Annotated in this window: 14 protein-coding genes; 3 read left to right on the forward strand and 11 right to left on the reverse strand. The window is 63.0% G+C overall.

Annotated features, from left to right (window positions below):
• Positions 1 to 895: 895 nt before the first annotated feature.
• The 4 genes from I6F20_RS10230 to I6F20_RS10245 form a co-directional block, all read right to left on the reverse strand.
• Positions 896 to 2,542, reverse strand: a complete 1,647-nt coding sequence (locus I6F20_RS10230) for a GMC family oxidoreductase (RefSeq protein ID WP_225126041.1) — start codon at positions 2,540 to 2,542, stop codon at positions 896 to 898.
• A 16-nt stretch (positions 2,543 to 2,558) separates the two neighbouring features.
• The gene (locus I6F20_RS10235; RefSeq protein ID WP_225126042.1) at positions 2,559 to 3,152 is read right to left on the reverse strand and encodes a GNAT family N-acetyltransferase; all 594 of its coding nucleotides are present in this window, start codon (positions 3,150 to 3,152) and stop codon (positions 2,559 to 2,561) included.
• A 119-nt stretch (positions 3,153 to 3,271) separates the two neighbouring features.
• Entirely contained in the window at positions 3,272 to 4,198 is a 927-nt protein-coding gene (locus I6F20_RS10240; RefSeq protein WP_225126043.1) for an SMP-30/gluconolactonase/LRE family protein, read from the reverse strand.
• Between the two features lie 136 nt (positions 4,199 to 4,334).
• Positions 4,335 to 5,168, reverse strand: a complete 834-nt coding sequence (locus tag I6F20_RS10245) for an AraC family transcriptional regulator (protein WP_225126045.1) — start codon at positions 5,166 to 5,168, stop codon at positions 4,335 to 4,337.
• Between the two features lie 172 nt (positions 5,169 to 5,340).
• Here I6F20_RS10245 and I6F20_RS10250 point away from each other — a divergent pair, with 172 nt between their 5' ends.
• The gene (locus I6F20_RS10250; protein WP_036028533.1) at positions 5,341 to 6,444 is read left to right on the forward strand and encodes a mandelate racemase/muconate lactonizing enzyme family protein; all 1,104 of its coding nucleotides are present in this window, start codon (positions 5,341 to 5,343) and stop codon (positions 6,442 to 6,444) included.
• Positions 6,445 to 6,453: 9 nt separating this feature from the next.
• Here the strand turns inward: I6F20_RS10250 and I6F20_RS10255 are convergent, their stop codons facing one another.
• Positions 6,454 to 6,810: a hypothetical protein gene (locus I6F20_RS10255; protein ID WP_225126047.1), complete on the reverse strand. Its 357-nt coding sequence runs from the start codon at positions 6,808 to 6,810 to the stop codon at positions 6,454 to 6,456.
• A gap of 183 nt (positions 6,811 to 6,993) precedes the next feature.
• Between I6F20_RS10255 and I6F20_RS10260 the strand changes: the two genes are divergently transcribed.
• Positions 6,994 to 7,218 carry a hypothetical protein gene (locus I6F20_RS10260; protein WP_036028537.1) on the forward strand — a complete coding sequence of 75 codons (225 nt, stop codon included), beginning with the start codon at positions 6,994 to 6,996 and terminating at the stop codon, positions 7,216 to 7,218.
• Positions 7,219 to 7,497: 279 nt separating this feature from the next.
• Here the strand turns inward: I6F20_RS10260 and I6F20_RS10265 are convergent, their stop codons facing one another.
• A complete protein-coding gene (locus tag I6F20_RS10265) occupies positions 7,498 to 8,154 on the reverse strand; it encodes a glutathione S-transferase family protein (protein WP_036013147.1) in 657 nt (218 codons plus the stop codon).
• Positions 8,155 to 8,318: 164 nt separating this feature from the next.
• On the opposite strand from I6F20_RS10265, the gene I6F20_RS10270 reads away from it, so the two are divergent.
• Positions 8,319 to 9,542: a polyhydroxyalkanoate depolymerase gene (locus tag I6F20_RS10270; protein WP_085969180.1), complete on the forward strand. Its 1,224-nt coding sequence runs from the start codon at positions 8,319 to 8,321 to the stop codon at positions 9,540 to 9,542.
• Between the two features lie 31 nt (positions 9,543 to 9,573).
• Here the strand turns inward: I6F20_RS10270 and I6F20_RS10275 are convergent, their stop codons facing one another.
• The 5 genes from I6F20_RS10275 to I6F20_RS10295 all read right to left on the reverse strand — a co-directional run bounded on the left by I6F20_RS10275 (position 9,574) and on the right by I6F20_RS10295 (position 19,603).
• On the reverse strand, positions 9,574 to 11,478 hold the full coding sequence (locus tag I6F20_RS10275; protein WP_225126050.1) for a diguanylate cyclase domain-containing protein: 1,905 nt from the start codon (positions 11,476 to 11,478) through the stop codon (positions 9,574 to 9,576).
• A 172-nt stretch (positions 11,479 to 11,650) separates the two neighbouring features.
• Positions 11,651 to 13,843 (reverse strand): glycosyltransferase, encoded by a 2,193-nt coding sequence (locus tag I6F20_RS10280; protein WP_225126052.1) that lies wholly within the window; start codon positions 13,841 to 13,843, stop codon positions 11,651 to 11,653.
• 12 nt (positions 13,844 to 13,855) lie between these two features.
• Positions 13,856 to 15,136: an HlyD family secretion protein gene (locus tag I6F20_RS10285; protein WP_225112145.1), complete on the reverse strand. Its 1,281-nt coding sequence runs from the start codon at positions 15,134 to 15,136 to the stop codon at positions 13,856 to 13,858.
• Positions 15,137 to 15,452: 316 nt separating this feature from the next.
• A complete protein-coding gene (locus I6F20_RS10290) occupies positions 15,453 to 18,782 on the reverse strand; it encodes an adenylate/guanylate cyclase domain-containing protein (RefSeq protein ID WP_225126054.1) in 3,330 nt (1,109 codons plus the stop codon).
• 302 nt (positions 18,783 to 19,084) lie between these two features.
• On the reverse strand, positions 19,085 to 19,603 hold the full coding sequence (locus I6F20_RS10295) for a hypothetical protein (protein WP_225126056.1): 519 nt from the start codon (positions 19,601 to 19,603) through the stop codon (positions 19,085 to 19,087).
• Between the last annotated feature and the right edge of the window lie 262 nt (positions 19,604 to 19,865).

The following is a 19,865-nucleotide window of genomic DNA, read 5'->3' on the forward strand; positions in this document are numbered from 1 at the left end:
CATACAGGTGTCGCCGATCACTCGGCCTTCCCTGCGCGATGGTCGGACGGCTTATGCCGTGCTCTCCCGGGAGCCGAATTCCTTCTGGCCTCCCTCGCCCCGCGAATTGACGATGCCGTCCGCCCGGTTGGGCTCGCGCGCATCTCCGCGGCCAGCTTGACCGTAGCAACGACGGCCAGGACCACACGGTTTTGCCGTACGCAGCTCATCCGGCTTCGCCAAGAGGCTTCGCCGGACTTCAGCGCCGTTCGTCTGCACGCGGCCTCGGGCTCACAGGGACTACCCGCCCTGCCCGCACCCATCGTGCCGACGCTGCCGCGTCCACCGCAACCCGGCCCGCGTTTCGAACGACTCGCGAACCGCCCCTCTTTCGTGAGCCGGGCTGGTTCGATCTATGCCGCAATTCCGAATTTCGGTAAAGCGGAATATTTTATGGAGAGGGGTTGACGGGGTGACGGGGTGTTTTGCCCGACGGGCTACGGGCCGTGAAGCGTCGCCGCCCACTCCAGCGCCGGCAGCACCGTGCCTACGAGCAGACCATATGAGAAGGCCTTTTGAACTGGTGTGGGCCGAGGAAACCATCCTATTCCGCCCATGAAGTACATTATCGCCCAGAGGCCGGCAAGGAGGGTCCAATCGCGCCAGCCCACGCGGAGCAGCAGACCGAGCGGAATAGCGGTGCAGAGAAAGACGATGCCGCAGATGGCAATCTGGCCAACGGATTGCCGCTCAGCGCCGGATTGGGGCATTTGGCGTTTTGCCTATCGGTGAAGCGCGTAGGGCGGATTGGCCGAAGGCGTAACCGCCACGGCTCGTTTTCACATCGAAAGAAACGGTGGGTTACGCCTACGGCCGCGCTTCGCGCCGCCGCTGGCTAACCCACCCTACGAAGATATCACGCCACCGCTGCGTCCGGAATCCTTGCGGCTTCCAGCGGCTGCTTGCCGCGGATGAGGTCGGAGGCGCGGTCGGCGATCATCATCGTCGACGCATTCAAATTCGCCGAGATCATGCGCGGCATCACGGAGGCGTCAATGACGCGGAGGCCTTCGAGGCCGTGGACGCGGAGGTGGTCGTCGACGACGGCCCAGGTGGAATCCGCCGGGCCCATGCGGCAGGTGCAGCCGGGGTGGAAGGTGGTGGTGCCGCGTTGGGTGGCGGCGGCTAGGAATTCGTCGTCGGTGTTGACGTTGGGGCCGGGGAAATCCTCGTAGGCGTAATAGGGCGACAGCGGCGCACTCTTCAAGAGGCGCCGCGCCAGCTTCATGCCGCCGACGATGACGCGGCGGTCGAGCTCGGCGTCGAGATAATTGGTCTGGATGATCGGCGGCGCGAACGGATCGCTGGAGCGGATCCGGACATAGCCGCGGCTCTCGGGACGCTGCTGCCAGGACGCCACGGTCATGCCGGGCTCGTCCTCGAGCTGGCCCTGCACGCCTTCTTTGTAAGAAGCCGGCGTGAAGGTGAGCTGCAGGTCGGAGCTCTCGGCGCTCTCGCCGGAATGCCAGAAGCAATAGACCATGGTCGGCGACAGCGACAGCAGGCCCTTGCGCTGGGTCGCCCATTTCAACGCCTCGATCCACAGCGAGAAGCCGCGGCGGAGCTCGTTGATGGTCTTGATGTCCTTGACGCGCGCCACCGTGCGCGGGGCGTAATGGTCCTGCAGGCCTTCGCCGACCGGTAGCGCGTGACGCACGGCAATGCCGTGCTGCTGCAATAGGTCCGGCGAGCCGATGCCGGAGAGCTGCAGCAGCTGCGGCGAATTATAGCTGCCGCCGGACAGGATCACCTCCTTGTTGGCGCGCACTTCGACCGGCTGGCCGCCGCGGCCGCCCTTCATGTAGCGCACGCCGACGGCGCGCTTGCCCTCGAAGATGATCTCGGTCGCGTGCGCATGGGTGTGCACATGCACGTTGGGCCGCTTCATCGCCGGCTTGAGGAATGCGGTGGCGCCGGAGACGCGCAGGCCGTTGTTGATGGTGCGCTGGCAGTAGGAGACGCCTTCCTGGGTCTTGCCGTTGTAATCGGGGTTGCGGGGAATGCCGAGCGAGACCGCCCCTTCCATGAAGGCCTCGCAGAGCGGATCGCGCCAGTTCATGGTGGTGACGATGAGGTTGCCGTCGCGGCCGCGATAGGTGTCCTCGCCCTCGCCGATCCGCTTCTCCAGTCGGCGGAAATAGGGCAGCACGTCGGCATAGCCCCAGCCGCGATTGCCCATCTGCGCCCAGGTGTCGAAATCCATGCGCTGGCCGCGATTGTAGATGTGGCCGTTGATCGAGGACGAGCCGCCCAGCGTCTTGCCGCGCGGCGCATAGATGCTGCGCCCGCCGGTCCACGGACCGGGCTCCTGCTGATAGGCCCAGTTGATGCTCTTCATGTGGAAGGTCTTGATGAAGCCGGCCGGCAGATGAATGTAGGGATGCCAGTCGGACGGGCCCGCCTCGAGCACGCAAACGGAGGTGTTGGGATCCTCGCTGAGCCGGCTGGTGAGCACGCAACCGGCGGAGCCCGCGCCCACGATCACATAATCAAATCTATCCATGGTCCCTCGGCCGCCCCTAGCGCGGCTTGTCGTTGAGTTGAAATTCGAGATGCGCCTGCACCGTCGGCCATTCGGCGGCGGTGATGCTGTAAACGACAGTATCGCGCAGCGTGCCGTTCGGCGCGATCTGATGGCTGCGCAGGATACCGTCCTGCTTGGCGCCCAGGCGCTCGATGGCGCGGCGGCTCTGGTGGTTGAAGAAATGCGTGCGGAACTCGACCGCGATGCAGTTCAGCGTCTCGAAGGCATGGCGCAGCAGCAGCAGCTTGCACTGCGTGTTGAGCGGGCCGCGCTGCGCGCTCTTGCCATACCAGGTCGAGCCGATCTCGACGCGGCGGTTGGTGGCATCGATGTTCATGTAGGTGGTCATGCCGACGATCTTGCCGCCGGCATCGAACACGGTGAAGGGCAGCATCGAGCCCGCGGCCTGCAGGCCTAAGCGGCGGTCGATCTCCTTGCCCATGTCCTCCGGCAGCGGGATTGCGGTGTACCACAGCTTCGACAGCTCGCCGTCCTTGACCGCCTCGACCAGCCCTTCGCGATGGTCATGCGACAGCGGCTCGAGACGGGCATGCTGTCCGCGCAGGGTGACGGGATCGGGCCAGGGCATTCTGTCGTTCCTTATGATTGTCATTCCGGGGCGGCTTGAAGAGCCGAACCCGGAATCTCGAGATCCCGGGTTCTATGCTCCGCATAGCCCCGGGATGACAATCGCGTTTTACGCGATTGTCACTTGTTCAGAAAATTCAACGGCAATCCGGCGCGCGGCCAGTCCATGGCGATCAGCTCGCCCTTGCCCGACAGCGTGATGTAGGCGGTCTTCAGCTCGGGGCCGCCGAAGGCGATGTTGGTGGTGACGCGGTCGCCGGTCGGAACCTGTTCCACCAGGGTGCCGTCGGGCGCGATCACCGAGATGCAGCCGGAGACGAGCGTGGCGACACAGACATTGCCGTTCGCTTCCACCGCGAGCGAGTCGAACATCTGGTAGCCGCCAAGGCCGCAGATCGGCTGGCCGCGCTCGCCGCGATAGATCGGATCGCGCGGCTTGAGCGTGCCCGGCGCCGAGAGCTCATAGGCCCAAAGCCGCCCGGTCGGCGTCTCCGCGATGTAGACCGTATTCTCGTCCGGCGACAGGCCGATGCCGTTCGCCGGCAATACGCCATGCACGATTTCGACGATCTCGCTCATGCCGGGCTTGAGGTAATACATGCCGCCGACATCCATCTCGCGCGCGCGCCGCTTGCCGAGGTCGGAGAACCAGAGGCCGCCGTGCTTGTCGAAGACGAGGTCGTTCGGCCCGCGCAGATCGTGCGCGCCACATTTGGTCACGACGGTCTCGACCTTGCCGGATTGCAGATCGACGCGCTGGATCGCGCCGCCGAGATAATCGTCCGGCTGCGGACCCGGCATGATCATCTTGCCGGCCGGAATCCAGGAGAAGCCGCCATTGTTGCAGACGTAGATCTTGCCGTCGGGTCCGAGCGCGGCGCCATTCGGGCCGCCGGGAATCTTCGCCACGATCTCCTTGCGGCCGTCGGGATAGACGCGCGTCAGGCGCTGGCCGCGGATCTCCACCAGCACCACCGAGCCGTCCGGCATCACGACCGGCCCTTCGGGAAATTCGAGGTCGGTGGCGAGAACGCGGACGCTGGACATTGGAGACCCTCCCGGCGGCTTGTTATGGCTTGCACGGGATGTCCGGCTCGGGCCCCCGCAGGCAAGATTTGCCTGCGGTTATGGCAAAGTCGCCGGGGCTTGCCAAGCAAGCGGGACGGTATGCCAGCGTTGCGTGTTACTCTCGCACCGGTATCCAGATTTCGAAGCCGCCATGGCCGGTCGCGGGATCGAATTTTTCGTCATAGCGCTCGAAGTTCGGCGCATCCGCGGCTTTCAGGCCGGACGCCGGCAGCCATTGATTCCAGATCGTGTTGACGGTGCGCCGGATCGAGGCGACGTGATCCTTGTGCGTGAACACCGCATAGCGCTGCTCCGGAATGCGGATGCAACCGAAGCGGCGCGGCAGGTCGGAGAAATCGGCGACCTCGACGCCGGCAATGTAGTCGAAATTGCCGGCATCATCGCCGTTGCAGCAGACGCCGTAGGCGACGTGACCGACCCGCGCGGGGATGTCGGCGACCTCCTGATTGAAGCGCTGCCACAGACCAGGGATCATGGCACCGTTGTCGCAGGAGATGCGCTCGGCGCAACCGGCGACGAGGAAGGCCCTTGCGGTCTCGAAACGCGGTGGGGCAAGATGGTCGAGCATGGTGGAATCCATGAGGATCGGCTCCTGTAGCCTGAGCTGGTTGACGCACGCTGCCGCCCTCACCGCTTCGGGCGTGGTGCCGAATTGGTCGCGGAACGCGCGGGTGAAAGCTTCGTGCGAGCCGTAATCCGCCTCCAGTGCCAGCGACAGGATGTCAGGTGCGCCCTTTGCCAGACTGCGCGCCGCCTCCGTCAGCCGCCGCGCGCGCACGTAGCGCATCACCGGCAGACCGACGGCTGCGGCAAACGCACGCACAATGTGGAACCGCGACACGCCCGAGATCGCAGCGATCTCGTCGAGCGTCATCGGCTCGGCCAGATGGCTCTCGATATACCAGAGCGCGCGCTGGGCTGGATTCATGGCGGTTCAGGCTCTCGTTCGAAGCGCGGTGATGATGCGCCGGTCGGCATCACTTTGCTTGATCGGCATTGCTGTCGTTTGCATGAGGATAGCCGGTCAATGGAAGCTGGCAACGCCCCGGTGTTCGTGGCTACACTCGCCGAAACCGCTCACGAGAAAGAGGAACCGGGTCATGGAAATCACCGATGTGCGGGCGCACCATATCCGCATCCCCTATGATGCCGGTGTCGCGAGCTTCCGCCAGGGCGCGTCCGCCATCACCGCACTCGACATGGTCCTCGTCGAGGTCACGACCGATGCCGGGCTGACCGGCTGGGGCGATGCTTTCGCCTATGTCTGCCCGCGCACGACGCGCAGCGCGGTCGAGGAGATGATCGCACCGCAGGCCCGCGGGCTGGAGGTGCCCGATGCCGCCGGCATCCCCGCCGTGATGGAGCAGATCCAGCGCAATTTGCATCTGTTCGGCCGCTACGGCATCACCATGTTCGCGATCTCCGGGCTCGATATCGCATTGTGGGACCTCGCCGCGAAGGTCGCGGGCGTGCCGCTGCACCGCCTGCTGGGCGAGATCAGGCGCACGGCGATCCCGGCTTACGCGAGCCTGCTCCGGATCGGCTCGCCCGACAACATCGCCGCCGAATGCAGGAAGGCGCTCGCGCTCGGCTATGGCGCGATCAAGCTGCACGAGACCACGACGCCTGCGGTGCTTGCCGCGCGCGAAGCGATCGGTCCGAGGATTCCACTGATGGTCGACATGAACTGCCCGCTGACCGGGGACCAGGCGATCGCGTTCGCGGCGACATGCCGCGACGCGCAGCCGATGTTCCTGGAAGAGCCGGTCTGGCCGCCGGAAGACTTCGCCACGCTTGCCGAGGTGCGCAGCAAGAGCGGGCTCGGAATTGCCGCCGGCGAGAATGCCTGCACCGAATATCAATTCCGCCAGATGATGGAAGCGGGCGCGGTCAGCCACGCCCAGCCGTCAGTCATCAAGGTCGGCGGCATCACGGAATTCCTGAAGGTCGCAGGCTTGGCCGATCGGCTCGGCATCAGGATCGTGCCGCACTCGCCTTACTTTGGCCCGGGCCTGCTGGCGACGCTGCATCTGCTCGCGACGCGCGACGACGGGCTGGTCGAGATGTTCTATTTAAAGCGCGAAGCCTGCCTCTGGGGCGGCCGCGCCGATGTCGATGCAAGCGGCCATGTCGCGGTGCCGGCGGGTCCCGGGCTCGGCTACGAGCCCGATCGTGGCGTGATGGAGCGATATCGCGTCGCGTGATCGACGCGCCTATTTCGCAGCATCCTTCGCCGGCGGCGCGTCCTGCTTCTTCTTCAGATCCTCAGGGGTCTTCGCCTGCGCGGCCTGGAGATCGAGAAGCGTCTTCTGCAGGCCGGCGATGGCTGTCTTCAGCGCATCGATCTGGCGATTGGCAACATCCAGCTTTTGCTGATGGTCGAGGCTGAGCTTGGTGATCGTCTTCTGCAGGAAGTCGACATTGCTCTGGAGGCAGCTGGTGCGGCGCTCCATGGTTTTCTCGACCGTGCAGATCTCGATGCCGGGCACGTCCTGCGCGAGCACCGGCAGAGGCGCCAGCGTGGCGAGCAGCAACATTGCGAAACAAATTCCGGCGTTTCGAAGCAGCATGAAAGTTCCTCGGCCAGTCGATCACATCAATGTGCGCTGTTTGCGCGCTGCAGCGTGAGGCTACCACACTCGCACCGCATTCTCGCGTTGAGCTTGGGCCCGTTCCCCTGGGACGGGGAGCAGTGAACCGCATGCGGGAGAAGTGGGCGCTCTCCGCGGCTTTGTTTAGGGGAGATTTTCGGAATGGCAACGCGCGATAGACGTTTGGCGGAATTCGACGGCGCCGGAGAACCACCGCCGGGCCTGCCACTTGAAGTGCTGTGCGAGGATCACAGCGGGACGTATCAACTGCCGTTCGCCTGCCGCTATGTCGAAGGACGCTGGCAAAACCACGAGGCCGGGATTGCGGTGGAAGCAACCGTGATCGGCTGGCGCCTGCCGCGCCTGAAGCAGCGCGGGGCCGCCTGAAGGCGGTGTCTGTTTCAAAATGCGACGGGGCCGCGCTGCGCTTTAACCTTCGGAACGCGGCCCGAACGAATCACGTCCGAATCAGCCGAAGCGCCTTGTACGCACCTGTTCACGGCTAGATCTCGCTGCGGTCCGGCAGGGGCGCACAATATCTGCGCAGCCGGCCGGATCGCAGGCGCCTGTCACCGGGTCCAAAGGTTAATTGTTGCAAAGGCATAGCGCTGCGGTCCGCAGCGGACGGCCGCCGCCCTCGAAACAGGCAGGCCGTGCAACGCCTGCCTAATACTCGACCTCGAGCTCCTCGATCTCGGCCGGCTCCTCCTTCGCCGCCGCGACCCATTCCTGCATCTCGGGCATGGCCATGATGGTGTCGGCATAGGCCTTGAGCGGCGGTGCGAGCTTGACGTCATAGGTCACGAAGCGCGTTACGACGGGAGCGTACATCGCATCCGCCATGGTGCGCTTCTCGCCAAACAGGAAGGGACCGCCCGATTTCTCCAGGCAGTCGCGCCAGATGAACCAGACCCGGTCGATATCGGCCTGCGCCCGCGACCAGATCTTGAAGCCGGGAAAGTGCCCCTTCAGGTTGACCGGCAGCGAGGCGCGCAGCGTGGTGAAGCCGGAATGGATTTCGCCCGAGATCGAGCGGCAATGGGCGCGCTGGATGCGGTCGGCCGGCAACAGGCCGGCGTCCGGCATGACCTCGTTGAGATATTCGGCAATCGCCAGCGTGTCCCAGACCACGGCGCTCTCGTGCCGCAGGCACGGCACCAGGATCGAGGACGACAGCAGCAGGATCTCCGCACGCGCCGACGGATCGTCCGGCGCGGTGACGATCTCCTCGAAATCGAGCCCGGAGAATTTCGTCAGCAGCCAGCCACGCAGCGACCAGGACGAGTAGTTCTTGCTGCTGATGGTCAGTGTCGCCTTCGCCATAGAGCCCTTCCCTCACGCCTGGGCAACGCACCGCCGCGCGTGCGTGCCCGTGATCTGTGCCTACCCGACGGGGCGCAGCAAGCGACATGCCAATTTTCCGGGCGGTCCGGCTCCCGTCTGGCTTCGATATTGCATCACGACAGGAGGCAAGTGGGCGCTTCAGTATGATGTCGATGTATTATCAGGCTTTTCAGAACCACATGGACCTGACGGCGCCATGGCGCGCGGGGGCTTCGTCCGCACTCAAATTCCTCAATCTGGTGCCTCAGGGCTCATCGGACCAAGTGGTCGGCCGGCTTTCGGCCGCGCTGGAGCTGATCTCGCGCTCCACCCTCACCTATGACCGTCCCGCCTACGGCATCGACAGCGTCATGGTGGGCAACCGCGAGGTCGCGGTCAGCGAGGAGATCGCCTACGCGACGCCGTTCGGCTCGCTGCTGCACTTCAGGAAACACGGCGTGGCCGAGCAGCCGCGCATGCTGCTGGTTGCGCCGATGTCCGGACACTTCGCCACGCTCCTGCGCGGCACCGTGAAGACGCTGCTGCAGGACCACGACGTCTACATCACCGACTGGCACAATCCGCGCGACATCCCGCGCAGCGAGGGCCGCTTCGGGCTCGACGACTACACCGAGCACCTCATCGACTTCCTCGGGCAGCTCGGGCCGCGCCCGCACATGGTGGCGATCTGCCAACCGTCCGTCTCCGCGCTCGCGGCCGCCGCGATCATGTGCGAGGACAACCATCCCTCGCGCCCGGCGACGCTGACACTGATGGCCGGCCCGATCGACACGCGGATCCAGCCGACCAGGGTCAACGAATTCGCCAAGAGCAAGCCGATCGAATGGTTCGAGCGCAATCTGATCAACTACGTGCCGGTGCAGTGCCGCGGCGCTCTGCGCAAGGTCTATCCCGGCTTCGTGCAGCTCACCGCCTTCGTCTCGATGAATCTCGAGCGCCACATCAAGCAGCATCTCGACCTCGCCAACCACATCGCCAAGGGCGAGAAGGAGAAGGCCGCGACCATCAAGACCTTCTACGACGAATATTTCGCCGTGATGGATCTGCCGGCCGAATTCTACATCGAGACCGTGCGCGACGTGTTCCAGGAGCATCTCCTGCCGCAAGGCAAGCTGATGCATCGCGGCCGTCCCGTGAACACCAGGGCGGTCAGCCGCATGGGGCTGATGACGGTCGAGGGCGAGAAGGACGACATCTGCTCGATCGGCCAGACGCTGGCCGCCCAGGACCTCTGCACCGGCGTACGCGCCTATCGCCGCGTCCACCACATGCAGGCCGGCGTCGGCCATTACGGCGTGTTCTCCGGCAAGCGCTGGAACAACGAGATCTATCCGCTGCTGCGGGATTTCGTGCACGTGAATTCGTGAGGCGCACGCCGGGGCGCACGAGAGCTACTCTTCAAGCTCGTATCGCGCTGGGCCACGCGATGATTTGCCCTGACATCACAAGGCGGTTGCGCCCGCTCTCCTTGGCGGCGTAGAGCGCCTTATCCGCGGCCGCTATCAACGACGTGAAATCAGCATTATCGCCGAACGACATATGTGTGGCGCCACCAATACTGAGGGTGACCTGCTTGGATGGCGGGTTGAGCGCGTGCAGGATGCCGAGGTCTTGAATCGCTTGCCGGATTCGCTCGCCGACCTGCTCGCACCCTCCCGTGTCCGTATTTGGTAGCAGCAAGGCGAATTCCTCACCACCATACCGAGCGGCCAAGTCTGCTGGCCGCCGCGCCTGTTCTGCCAGGACCCCGGCGACCGAGCGGAGACATGCATCGCCCGCCTGATGCCCGTACTGATCATTGAAACTCTTGAAATGATCGACATCCATCAGCAACAGTGACAGAGGCCTTCCTTCGCGCCTGGCTCGGTCCCATTCCGCCTCTAGCCGCTCGTCGAAGTGTCTGCGGTTTGCCAAGTCCGTCAGGCCATCCGAACTGGCGAGAGCCGCCAGCTTATCTTCCAGGTCCTTACGTTCGGTCATGTCGCGCGAGATCGCCACCACGCCGTTGATGTCTCCACTCTGCGCACTCCTGGCGACGCGCAGCGCGGTTTCGATCCAGACCTCGCCTTTCTCGCGATGCCGAGTGCGATAAGTGATTCTCGCCTCCTCGGCTTCGCCGTTCATCAACGCGGAGATCGTCTCCTCAACCCGCGCCAGATCCGCCGGATTTATGCCGGCGAGGGCCGACGTATCCACCAATTCGTTCGGAGCCCAGCCGAGGACTCGCGCGCTGGACGGCGACGTATAGAGAATCCGTCCATCGACCGCTATACGCATGACCATGTCTCCCGACTGCTCCGCGAGGAGACGAAAATCCGCCTCCTTGGCGATCAGAGCAGCGGCCATCTTCTGCCGCATGTGCAACTGGCGCACCAGCCAAACCCCCGCAACAGCGAGCCCTCCTATCAGTCCCAGCACCGCAACCACGCGCGTCAGCGCCGCTTTGCGCCAGGGGGCCAAGACGTCGTCTTCCGATTCCGTCGCAACCACGACAACAGGGTAGCGACTGCTGAGTTGATAAAAGCTCAGACGCCGAACGCCGTCGAGAGGCGACGTGAAGTAGTAGACGTCCGCACTTGGCCGCTCGCGGAAATTCCTAAAAAGCGGTGCATTCGACAGATCGCGACCCGTATATCCGTTGTCCGGGCTACGCGCGAGGACAACGCCCTTCGCGGTCGCCAGTGCAATTGAGCCGTTCTGGCCAACGTCGAATCCGCGATAGAATTGCAAAAAATAGTCGACATCGATCGTGGTAAGAGCCACTCCGGCAAAACTGCCGTCAGGATGATCGAAGCGCCTTGACGCAGTGATGATCCATTGCCCCCCCGATCTGCTCCTCACTGGACCCCCAATGAAGGTTCCTCGCTCAGCCACGGCGCGATGATGCTGGAAATACTCGCGGTCGCTGTTGTTGAGGCCGGCGAAATCCACGGGCTCGCTGGTTGCGAGCCAGCGGCCGGTCTCGTCATAGACGAACACAGCTCGAATCCGGTTCGCGGCTTTGCGCCGGGAAAGAAAGGTCTGAATCTTCGCGATCGCCGTCGGGCTGGTCCCCTCGAGTTCGAGTTGGCCGACCACCACATTGAGAACGGTGTCCGCGAGTTCGAACGTATCGTCCGCGTGTTGCGTCACCGACCGGGCCAGATTGGCCACGTCTGTTTCGGAGCCCTTCAGCAGCGTCTGTCGCTGGGACCACTCCCGCCAGCCGCTGAGCGCGACAATCGCCAAGCAAGCGACCGCCACGAATGCGGAGGCCCAGAGCGTCAGACGCCCCTTCCGAAGATCGCTGCGGTGATCGATCAAGAGATGCTCCCTGCACCCTCAACCCCGTAAACGCCTTGGGCTAAAGGATGGTTGCTCGTTCCGCTTGTGATTTTTTGGGAGAACACCGGAAGGAGATTGACGGCATCGATGAGCGGCTTGACCGTCGATCGATAGCGCATGGACTGGTCCGGCGAGAAGGACAACACAGCAATCAACTCGGCGCGACGGCTTCGATTACTGTGCCGGCCACTCGGCCAAAGCCAGGTTCAGTAAAACTCGTCGGATGCAGGCTTCGAGCTCCGGCAAGAAGTGCAAAATCGTCTGTCCGCGGTTGAGGCCGAATGACCATGCTCTCTGCCGGCAGACGCTCGGTCGGCGAGACCGACGCGGGCTTCGCGCCGCCTGCAACAATGTGGGGCAACGGTGCGGCCATCAACCAGATGTTCTTAAGCATCGCCCTATTCACCGAGCACGCGACGACACCTTTCCGCTTCAGACGGGCGACGGTAAAGAGCTTGCGGATCAGCAGGTCTCGTTCAAGCGACTGCGGCAATTTGAACTGCACCCCGATGAGCCGGCCCCTTTGTTGCGCAATCACCGCATCGACCCATCCGACCTGCATGATGTGCACGCGCAGCGGTTCTCCGGCGCGAGGACAGTCAATACCGGAGCCAAGCAGAACGCCGGCGCCAGAGAGGGAGATGTTGCTCACGCGTCCAGAAAGCTGCTCGCCGGTCGCGGTCTGGATCAAGATAGTTTCGTCGATGTCGAAACGCTCCTCGGTACGTCCCATCCGCGCCTGCAGCGAGGTCATGCAGACGAAGAAAAGCACGACGATGTTCACGACCGACCAGAAGGCGACCATCGGTAGAGCGGCCGGATGATCGATGATGCGCCATTCCGGGATCGTGTTCAGAACCACACCGACAACCGTCAACGCCATCAAGACCGCCGACGGCCAGAATATCTCCGCAGCGTAACTTGCGCGCCGCGCGGCAGCGCCCTTCGGCGTCACCCTGAACGCATGTCCCGCCGGCTTGACGAGAGTCCCCAGCACCGTCGGCAATATCTTGAAGCTCTGGATCGTCGCCGACACCTGAGCGGCGAGCGGAAAATGCACGTGCGGCGCGAACCAGGAGATGCCGCCGTTGAGCGCCAGGATCGCGGGGAACAAGTAGTAGAACACCGATTCGGGGGTGACATCGACGACAGGCGCCAAGCCGGTCCACATGAACACGATCGGAACCACCACGACCATGAGCGCCCGCAAGCCCAATGAGAGCCAATGCGTCGGAAAGAAGAGGAGCCGATGCATCAAGCCCAGTCCGGGGCCGAGCGGACCGGCGGCGAGGTACAGCGTCTGAATCGCGCCACGCGCCCAGCGTTGCCGCTGCACGAAAAAGGCATCAAGGCTTTCCGGCGCCAGTCCAATCGCCAGCGGTTCGCAGAGATAGCGGGTGACGTATCCCTTGCGCAGCAGGACGAGCGTCAGCAGGATGTCTTCCGTAATGGACTGGGTCGGCAAGGCATCGCCTACCGCGCGGAGTGCTGCGCGACGCGTAACGGAGTTGGACCCACAACAAAAGGCACCATCCCAGCCGTCGCGCGCGGGCATGATGGAATCGAAGAAGAACCGTTGCTCGTCCGGCAGTCCCCTGTGCAGGCCGAGATTCGCCTGCATCGGGTCCTCATTGTAGAAGGCGTGCGGGATCTGAACGATTCCGACCTTTGGATCAGCGAAGAAGCCCATCGTGCGCATCAGGAAATTGCGCTGCGGCACGAAATCCGCATCAAAGATCGCGAAGAGCTCGCCGCTCGTCTTGGTCAGGGCATGATTGATATTGCCGGCCTTGGCATTCAAATTGTCGGCGCGCGTGAGATAGCCGGCGCCCTTTTGCGTGCAGAGTGCCCTGAGCCAAGGCCTGCGACCATCATCCAAGACCCACACCTGGACGTTCGGATAGTCCAGGCACAGCGCGCCGGTGATCGTCTTTTCCAGCACCTCGAATGGCTCGTCGTAGGTCGGAATAAAGACGTCGACCGAGGGCAGCTCATCATCCGGCAGGCTGCGAAGCCGACGCTCGTGCTGATCTGCTTCGCTTCGGCGATCGGTCCTGCGAAGGAACGTCAGATAGAGAATGAACTGATCTGTGAAAGTCAGAAGCTCGACGAACAGACAGAACCAGATCCAGCCGACCTGATACCAGGTCCCGCTTGCCGGCAGCACTGTGGTGAAAATACGCCATTCGAGATAGTGGGCCACCACAAGCCAAACCACAACAAAGACCGCAAGACGCGCCCAAGGGCGCGCGACCGGAAAGGTCGGCGCCAACAGATACATCGCAGCAAAGATGCCCAGCATCGGCGCGAACAGCTGAGAGAGAGGCAGAGTCATGGCTTGCATGGAACATCTCGCTCACAGGAGCGATTGGTCGAGTTCCAGGCGAGCGGTCAGCCATTTCAACTTCGAGCTGACCAATCGTAGCAGGCCGTCGGCTCTGCGCTCGAAGCGCACCTCAGCCAATCGTCCGATATCGCAGGAGCCGTTGCGGTCGGCCGACGTCTCATTGGGCGGAAGCGATATCTCAATGGTAATGTTGCCCGGATCAGGCCGCGGCACCCGAGCCGCAAGCAGCCGATCATCGCCGTACGCGGCCGATCCGCGGACCTGCCGGATCTGGCCGCTCTTCCATTCGCGACTCCCAATCAGACGGACGGTAGCCGCATCTCCAGCCTTGATCTTCTCGAAATCGCGCTCGGGTAGTTCAACGACGATAAACCGGCGTTTGCAATCTGCGAAATCGAAGACCGACTGCCCTTCCGTGACCATCGAGCCCGGGCTGGCCGCGACCGACCAAACCACATGGGCTGCGGGCAAGGACAGATCGTAGTGATCGAGACGATCAAGTCGAGTACGTTCCTCTGCAATTTCCGCGGCCAACTGCGCGGCACGTGAGCTGTTCTGCAACAGGTCTGTCTCGAGCTCCTGGCGGCGGAGGACAAGCCGCTCGCGCTGCTGCTGAGAATAGGGCACGTCGTTGGCATCGCCACGAAGATAAATGCCCTTGTCGGCCGCCCCCAATTCCGTCTTGAGGCGCCGCAGGCGTTCATCGGCCATCTGGCACCGCGTTGCGGTTGCCTCCTGCGAGGCCTGGGCCTCACCGGAGCGGATCTGCGAACTGATGCCGAGCTTCACGAGCCTCTCCATCCGGCCCGCGACATCGTTCCGCTGCCGCGCCTCAGCGAGACAGCCGCCTTTTTCAACTTCCGTTTCACCTATCTCGTGGCGCAGGCGCGCTACCATCCCCGAACGATAGTCCTCGCTTCGCTCGCGGAGCTTGCGATCGAGCTCGGCGATTTCCTCGAGTTGCCGGCGTGCGAGCTCGGCGCGTTTGGTGGACATGGCCAGCTGCTGATCAAGGTCCATGAGGTGCCGGCGATCCGGCGAACGCGCCTCGACCAGCGGCACCATCCGGGTGTGCTCGAAATATTCGCCCTTGCGTGGAAGATCTGACGAGAGCTGACCCGCCATCGGCGCAGTCACCCGCATGAGCTCGGCATTGACATAGGCGGAGGGGGCGATTCGGTAGGTCACATACGGCAACAGGGCCCATCCGCTGAGAGCGATGATCCCGAGCGCCAGGGACCGCCGAGCGATCCGGCTGCGAATGAAACGTTCGACATGCAGGCGAACCACGACTGGATCTCCAAATGGGCTTTGGTCGCTCCGCCTGCCCTTGCGAAGGCAAGCCTATCACCGCATGGCCCAGGTGTTGGCATGAAGCCTGCGCCTTGAGACAATGAGCAATCCGACAACAGCTGCTTGCCGAAATCAGGATTCGCCGCCGCAGCAGACTCCCCCTCGCAACCACGAGAAGCATATCTAGCTTTCACCACAGCAGGTTAAGACGTGTCAAAACCGGAGAACTACGGCTCGGGAATCGAGAACAAGATGCCGACCTATTCTGGCTTGAAGTCGGCGCGGCGCTTGTACTGATCGAATGGCGGCGCGGCTAACGCCCATTCCTAAGCAGCTCTTTCGCTTCCGCGAATTCGGGAAGACCATGCTCCGCCTCGAATTGAGCGACCACGGGCGCAAGCACTTTGGATAGCGTACGCGCTCGGCCATTTGTCTTGTACAGGCGTGCAAGTTCAAGAGCGCTGCGCAGCTCAAAGGTCTTGGTCTGCTGATGTTGTGCGATGTCCAGCGCCCGCTTGAGGGCGTCTTCGGCACTGGATTCGTCCGAAGGATTATGGCGCGATAAGAGTTTACCGCGGACACGATGCAGCTCGGCATCAAGCCAATGCTGGCCGGATTGTCCCGTCCCGGCGATCAATTCGTCCAGGATTTCCAGCCCGGTCTCGACGTCGCCTAAATCTGCAATCGCCAGGGCGACATGCATCCCCCAGAACGGTTCGCAGAGGTAGCAATCGTTCTCGTGCAGGAAGGTCCAGCCGTGACGCATGTCCGCCAGTCCGGTCATTCGGTCTCCCGCACGCCACTTGGCGAGGCCGTTCAGGTAGGTGCCGGCGGCCACGTACAGCGGCATCGTGTGGTCGCGCGCGAGACCGAGCGCCAGGATCGTCTCTGTCTGCTGCAACATGCCCCCGCATACTCCGTCGAACACCGCGCGATGAACCAGCGCATTGGCCTGGGACAGCGCCCGTTTTTCTCCCGGAGTACCCACCGCTTCCGCGGCGAGCTTGCGCGCACGAGCGATGTCGCCAAGCGGCCAGAGCACCAAAGCGAGAAATCGCATGATCACGAACGGGAGATCCAGCGCCGAAGCCCTGAAGGTCGCGGGATCCGGTTCGGCCCGATAGATCGCCAGCGCCCGCTCAAGATGCGTACGCGCGTTCAAATACTCGCCGGCGAACCAGCAGGTCACGCCCCCAGTCCAATGGGCCACGACGGCGGCCACCGGCGAGTCCGGCCGTCGCTCAGCGGCGCTCCTGATGGCATCCGCCAGCTCCCGCATCGGAGCAAGTTCGCCATGGGTCAGGCAGGCATTGAAGAGGCCGGAATGGACCGGCGCAAGTTCAACGGGATCATCGATACCGGCTGCGAATTGTCGCGCGCGCGTCCATGCGGCGACCGTTTCCGGAGCGCTGTGGCCGAGGCTGCCCCGCAAGGCACGGCCATATGCGATTTGAAGATGCAGCCTGCTCATCATCCGGTGGGGCTCGCCAGGCAATTGATCGGCGATCGCGATGGCCTTGCCGAGATGCGCGATCGCCTCGGAATAGGCCGAGCGTTTCAACGCCTGCTGGCCCGCCTTGCGCCACCATTCGAGGGCGATCTCGCTCAGCCCCGCCTCGGTGAAGTGGTGCGCGAGAACTTCCGGCTCGGTCTCGGCGACGATTGGAAACTTGTCGCGCAGGACATCGCCAATCCGTGTGTGAAGCACCTGCCGTTTGCTCTTGAGCAGGCTCTCGTAGGCCGCTTCTTGAACAAGGGCATGCTTGAAACTGTAATTTGCTTCGGGCGGTGTCCCACGACGCAGCAGCAGTTCGGCCTCTTCAAGTTGTCCCAGCGCCGCGCCCAGCGTCAGATCGTCCCGTCCCGCCACGGTTTTCAGCAGCGCGTACGAGAAGTCGCGGCCAATGGCGGCTCCTATCTGGGCCACCTCCTTGACCGGAGCGAGCCGATCAAGCCGCGCCATCAGCGAATCCTGCAGCGTCGCAGGGATAGCAAGCGGCGGCAGCGGATTATTCAGGCGGTAGCGCCCGGCATCCTCAACGAGCAGCCCGGACTCCAGCACCATCTTGGTCAATTCCTCGACGAATAGCGGAATGCCATCGGTCTTGTCGATGATCTGCTCCATCATCTCGCGTGGCAGCTGGCGACCGACGACAATCTGCTCGACGAGCGCGCGCGTGTCCTGCCGATCGAGCCGGTCGAGCCGCAACAGACTGACGTTGGCGAGGCCCGACCAGGAGGGCTCGAACTCCGGCCGGGACGTCAAGAGCACAAGTATCGGCAGTCCCCTGATCCGATCGACCGCGAGATCGAACAGTTCAAGTGTCGTGGCGTCGGCCCAATGCATATCCTCGCAGATGATCAGCAGCGGCTGGCCTCGCGCCAGTCCCTCAAGCTGATCGAGAAGGGCGGCAAAAGTCTGCCGCCGCTGCTGCGCCGGGCTCAAGCCGAGGGGCGGGCAATGGTCGCCGGTGGGAATCGAAAGCAGAGCCGCAATGAGCGGTGTTGCCCGGGCGACCTGCTGGGTTCCTATTGCGAGCATTGCCTCGAGCTTGTCGAGTTTTTGATCCGCCGTGTCGTGCGAGCGAATTCCGGCGGCGCGCTCGAGCTGCGCGACGAAGGGATGAAGCGCACTATTGGTGTGGTAAGGCGAACACTGATATCGCACGCGACGGTGCAACCCCAACGAGGGGCTTTCCGACAGCGTTGCCACAATACGGGACTTGCCGATGCCCGCTTCGCCGGAAATCAATACGAACTGGCCCCGCCCCTGCCATGCCTCCCGCTGGCGCGAGAGGATGAACTCGATCTCGTTCTTGCGGCCGACAAAACCGATCGAGCGCGCGGCACGAACTGCCTCGAAGCGACTCTCGGATGCAGTCGCGCCTTCCACCGCCCAGACCGCGATGGGGTCTGCCATTCCCTTGACCTCCCGACGGCCGAGATTGCGCAGGGAGAACAGATCGCCAAGCAGCCGGCGCGTCGATGAAGCAACGACGACGACCCCCGGCTCCGCCAGACTCTGGAGCCGGGCGGCGAGGTTTGGTGTGTCGCCGATGGTTGCGTGCTCCTCCGACGCATCTCCGCTGATGAGGTCGCCGACCACCACAAGTCCGGTCGCAATTGCGATCCGCAGTTCAGCTCGTTCGTCGGTCCCTGTCTTGAGCTGGCGTATCGCGGAGATCATGTCGAGGCCGGCGCGCACCGCGCGCTCGGCATCATCTTCGTGGGCGCGCGGATAGCCGAAATAGACGAGTATTCCATCGCCGACGAATCTGGCTATCCTGCCATCATAAGCAGCAATCACGCTCGCGCAGGCAGCGCGATAGGCCCGGATCACCTCCCACATATCCTCGGGATCGAGACGCGCCGAGAGCGCAGTCGAGCCGACCAGATCGCAAAACATGACCGTGAGATGACGCCGCTCGGCGTCCTGAGGAGGAGCGGGAGATGCGATCAACGCGGCCGGATCGAGGTCAGCGATAGCACGCAGCATCTTGCGGCGATGGCCGAGCAGGACTCCGAGCTTATCGAAGTCCTCTTCCATCAGTTCGGGAAGGACGCCTATGTCGATTCCATTTTGGGCAAAGCGCTCCGCGTATTGCGCAAGCCCCAGCTTCTCGAGCCACTCCGCAATCTGCATTGGCTCCACCGATCGTGTGGTTAGCGGTTAGCAGAAGTTTTGGACCAAGGCGCGCGGGGACAATATACCAACACCACCATGATGGCACGTCTTGTTTGTTGCGCGACAACTTAGGTTTCTCATTGCCGATATCACTTTCAAGTGGTGACGCTGCTCGATGCGAACGGCTTTGCTACCAAACATCGTCGGCACGCAGCATTGGGCGGCGGAGGTTGCGATGAGTCGTGGCGGTCATTTCGAACCGAAACCGAACCAACACTGCGGCTTGTGCCGAACGGACGTTTTCCGCGACAGCAGCTCCTTCATTGCTCGCTGATCGGCGCTTCGTAGCTGCGAGCCATCGTGCCCGCCGCAACCTGCAGCGAAGAACCAATTACCCAGCAGCCGGCAACAAAGCCGATCAGGCCGTTTGGCAGATTCTGATCAAGGACAAGGATGCTGACGGACAGAGTTGCAGCGATTGCCGCGCCGAACGTGCCGGCCGCACTCATGATCTCTATCGGCTCGGAACCGTTCCACTCTTCCGAGATGCTCGATGTCGACCTCTGCGCGGGGGCATTGCCCGACAAATCAATCCCCATGTAATAGCCAAGAGCTCCGTAGAGTATCGTTATCAGGACGATCCAGCCGCTTTCAAACAGTCCGGCCTTTTGACGTAACACGGTCGCACCAACATAGAGGCCGCCAGAGGCCCCAACCGCGGCCAGTCCGATTCTTTCAAGAAGATGGGCCGATTTGATCAAACTGGAACGGGGGATCCGAAGATTGCCGACCCGCCTTGTTGCGGAGAAGGCGTTGGAAATTGCGCTGCTTATCTTCATAGGAGCTCCTTCTGAGTAAGTAGCAGCCTACCGGCCGACCCCGAACAGAAGCTGCGTGAGTTGCGCGATGCCCTTTCATTCCAATTTCTGAAGAATCTTCGCTGAGTGATGGGACTGGTTTTGCTCGTGAGCGAGACGGAACCAATCCAAAGCTGCGAGCATGTGGCTGCGCAGGCATTGCATCTCACCCGTGTTTCAAATGATCCGGGTGCGGCAATTTTCGTTGCGAGAGTGGTAATTCAGAAAGAGAGCGAGCGCGTAT

The organism is Bradyrhizobium sp. IC3123 (assembly GCF_020193625.1).
Lineage (GTDB): Bacteria > Pseudomonadota > Alphaproteobacteria > Rhizobiales > Xanthobacteraceae > Bradyrhizobium > Bradyrhizobium yuanmingense.

Coding starts and splice junctions, on each gene's coding strand:
- I6F20_RS10230 (WP_225126041.1), bottom strand. CDS start 2,542: ATGGATAGATTTGATTATGTGATCGTGGGCGCGGGCTCCGCCGGTTGC.
- I6F20_RS10235 (WP_225126042.1), bottom strand. CDS start 3,152: ATGCCCTGGCCCGATCCCGTCACCCTGCGCGGACAGCATGCCCGTCTC.
- I6F20_RS10240 (WP_225126043.1), bottom strand. CDS start 4,198: ATGTCCAGCGTCCGCGTTCTCGCCACCGACCTCGAATTTCCCGAAGGG.
- I6F20_RS10245 (WP_225126045.1), bottom strand. CDS start 5,168: ATGAATCCAGCCCAGCGCGCGCTCTGGTATATCGAGAGCCATCTGGCC.
- I6F20_RS10250 (WP_036028533.1), top strand. CDS start 5,341: ATGGAAATCACCGATGTGCGGGCGCACCATATCCGCATCCCCTATGAT.
- I6F20_RS10255 (WP_225126047.1), bottom strand. CDS start 6,810: ATGCTGCTTCGAAACGCCGGAATTTGTTTCGCAATGTTGCTGCTCGCC.
- I6F20_RS10260 (WP_036028537.1), top strand. CDS start 6,994: ATGGCAACGCGCGATAGACGTTTGGCGGAATTCGACGGCGCCGGAGAA.
- I6F20_RS10265 (WP_036013147.1), bottom strand. CDS start 8,154: ATGGCGAAGGCGACACTGACCATCAGCAGCAAGAACTACTCGTCCTGG.
- I6F20_RS10270 (WP_085969180.1), top strand. CDS start 8,319: ATGATGTCGATGTATTATCAGGCTTTTCAGAACCACATGGACCTGACG.
- I6F20_RS10280 (WP_225126052.1), bottom strand. CDS start 13,843: ATGCAAGCCATGACTCTGCCTCTCTCTCAGCTGTTCGCGCCGATGCTG.
- I6F20_RS10290 (WP_225126054.1), bottom strand. CDS start 18,782: ATGCAGATTGCGGAGTGGCTCGAGAAGCTGGGGCTTGCGCAATACGCG.
- I6F20_RS10295 (WP_225126056.1), bottom strand. CDS start 19,603: ATGAAGATAAGCAGCGCAATTTCCAACGCCTTCTCCGCAACAAGGCGG.